The sequence below is a fragment of the uncultured Eudoraea sp. genome (assembly GCF_947258525.1).
Lineage (GTDB): Bacteria > Bacteroidota > Bacteroidia > Flavobacteriales > Flavobacteriaceae > Eudoraea.
Genome location: NZ_CAMYIP010000163.1, coordinates 1 through 2,582, shown reverse-complemented (window position 1 = coordinate 2,582; position 2,582 = coordinate 1). Strand labels below are relative to the sequence as shown.

General features: G+C 38.4%; 3 protein-coding genes. 2 read left to right on the top strand and 1 reads right to left on the bottom strand.

Annotation, left to right across the window (positions count from 1 at the left end; all coding sequences use genetic code 11):
- Positions 1-147: 147 nt before the first annotated feature.
- Entirely contained in the window at positions 148-768 is a 621-nt protein-coding gene (locus tag Q0X89_RS12290) for a hypothetical protein (RefSeq protein WP_297694587.1), read from the bottom strand.
- Positions 769-900: 132 nt separating this feature from the next.
- Between Q0X89_RS12290 and Q0X89_RS12285 the strand changes: the two genes are divergently transcribed.
- A complete protein-coding gene (locus Q0X89_RS12285) occupies positions 901-1,737 on the top strand; it encodes a tyrosine-type recombinase/integrase (RefSeq protein ID WP_297694585.1) in 837 nt (278 codons plus the stop codon).
- 78 nt (positions 1,738-1,815) lie between these two features.
- Positions 1,816-2,582, top strand: a 767-nt coding sequence (locus tag Q0X89_RS12280; protein ID WP_297694583.1) for a DUF481 domain-containing protein, incomplete at its 3' end; no start/stop codon positions are given.

Sequence of the window (2,582 nt, the reverse complement as noted above, 5' to 3'; positions counted from 1 at the left end):
GATGAAAAAGTCGCTATCAAACCTATAAATAATATTTTTTTCATTTTCTGTTTTTTTAATTGCACATAACGGCTTTGTGTATGAGCCGTTTTAATGGCTTATACACATTGTTGTGCTTAGTTTTAGTTAAATTCTAAAGTCAAATAATTAACTTGATTTAATTAATTCAATTCCAATTAAGGTAAATCCTATTCCTAAGGAAATACTTCCAATGATACCTCCCCATGTAGGTGTAAATATTCCTGAAATAAGGGGAATAATAAGAAATCCTGCAATCACCAATGCTGGTCCTAAACTCTTTAATTTTTTGGCAATCAAAACATATACTGTAAATAAGATCCAGCCAATTGAGAACGTGGCTAATGCCAACATAGCTCCAATAACATAACTACTTATTTTATCAGACGACCCTAATTCATCCATGACCTCAGGACTTATCTTGGCAATCTCAGGTAGTACAAATATTTGATGCCATTCATTTGCTAAAAGGAACGCGCTGCCAAAAAAAGCTAAAATAAATGTCGCATGCCTTAAGAATCTGGCGCGTTCCACTCGCCTATGATGCAGATAAAGTCCAACGCTACCAAATAAAAGAAATGCCACTGTTAATGCAGCAAATATCATTCTATAGAAAAATGTAGAAGATGTGAGCATTTCACTAAAAGGCGCTTCAAAGTCTACAAAAGGAGAAATGGCCACGTTAGTGATAACAAAAGATAGCCCTCCCAATATCAGCGCGATCCCACTATATTTTATCAACTTTTCCATATGATATTCTTTTAATTAAGCACAACGTTTGTATAAAGGTACTAAATTAAAAAAATTGTAAATTGCTGTGTCGTTCTGCTCCCCGGGGTTGGTTATAGTACCAATTGTTAACACATTTCAATAACCAAGACTATGGACGATATGCACAGTTTTTCCGATTTCGGCAGGATCCTCGAATTAAAAAGATACGCCCCCAACACTATAAATATCTACCTTTCAATGCTGCGAATGCTTCAACAACAGGTAGGCGAATTTCCAATTTATCAACTCGAAAACCCTGAAATTGTAGGACACGCAATGAAATTGGTGGAACGGAAAAAATATAGCAGATCAAGCCATAAACAATTGCTGGGAGCCCTGGGCCTTTACCTAAGAGAAATGCACCAAAGGAAGATAGATTTCTCAAATATCTACCCGGTTCGAAAACAAAGAAGATTACCGCAAATACTTTCCAGAGAGGAGATCACTCGCATGTTAAGCGTAACTACAAATATCAAACACAAAACAATGCTCATGTGTCTCTATGGGCTGGGACTTCGTCGAAGCGAATTGCTAAATATGAAAGTCGAAGATATTGATAGCGATCGGGGAGTGGTTCATATTAAAAATGCCAAGGGAAACAAGGACAGACTGGTTCCTTTATCTGTAACATTGCTTCGGCAACTACGAGAGTACTATCGGTCATACCAACCCAAAAACTATTTGTTCCAGGGGTTGAAAGGAGGAATGTATTCAGCAACAAGCTTGCTGAAAGTTTTCCACGATGCCTGCCGTAAAGCACATATACAAAAATCCGTAACACCCCACAGCCTGAGGCATGCCTATGCTACCCATCTTATGGACGCCGGGACCGATGTACGCATCATCCAGGAATTACTGGGGCACGGTTCAGTTAAAACAACAATGATTTATACACACGTGAGTACACGATCCATTCTGGACGTAACGAGTCCACTCGATACCTTGTAACACCAAACCAGGTTTAAGTCCTGTTTATATATGATATGATGCGATTTTAATTATTATCTTCGATATATAGTTTCCTCTATGAAACACTTTATTTTCTGCTTATTGATCTGTACCCTGGGTTACACTCAGATCGATAAGATTAGTGAGCTGAAAGTGCAACGCAGTTGCGTGATAATCCTTATTGGAGGGGCGAGACGTTTTGGGATAATAAGTTCAGAAGGCCCCGGCCAGGTGTCTATTCGTCTGCTAAATGGTGAAATTGAATATTATTCGCTTAACGATATTTTGGCGCTTAAGGAAGTAAATGATAACTTCTGGCAACGCTTCGAGGCGGCTATAGATCTGGGATTCAACTTAACAAAAGCCAACAATAGTAATCAGTTTTCAATATCAGGTAGATTAGATTATACCGGAAACCGTTTGCTCATGAGCGGTAGGATAAGTACGTTAAATAAGAATCAGGATAATGCCAATGACACAAAGCGGACCGATGCAAATGTAGATATCACCCGACTCTTTAAGGGTAATTTGTATCTGCTTGGGGAAATATCGTTCCTATCCAATACGGCCCAGGCATTAACCAGTAGGATTAGTCCAAGTGTGAGTTTCGGAAAACTATTAAAGAGTACGAGTACGCTCGATCTGGGTCTGAGTGCGGGGTACAGTTATAACATAGAGAAATATTTGGGTGAAAACACAGACAGAACTTCCTCCGAATTACTGATTGCAACCAGGTTCAATATTTATAATGTGAAGGATTTCGATCTTAATACTTCACTGTATATTTTTCCAAGTCTTTCTCAAAGTGAACGGATACGTATGGATTACAATATTTACCTGAAATA

Bases quoted from the DNA above. Each gene is read 5' to 3' on its own strand.
- Q0X89_RS12285 (WP_297694585.1), top strand. From the start codon at position 901: ATGGACGATATGCACAGTTTTTCCGATTTCGGCAGGATCCTCGAATTA.
- Q0X89_RS12290 (WP_297694587.1), bottom strand. From the start codon at position 768: ATGGAAAAGTTGATAAAATATAGTGGGATCGCGCTGATATTGGGAGGG.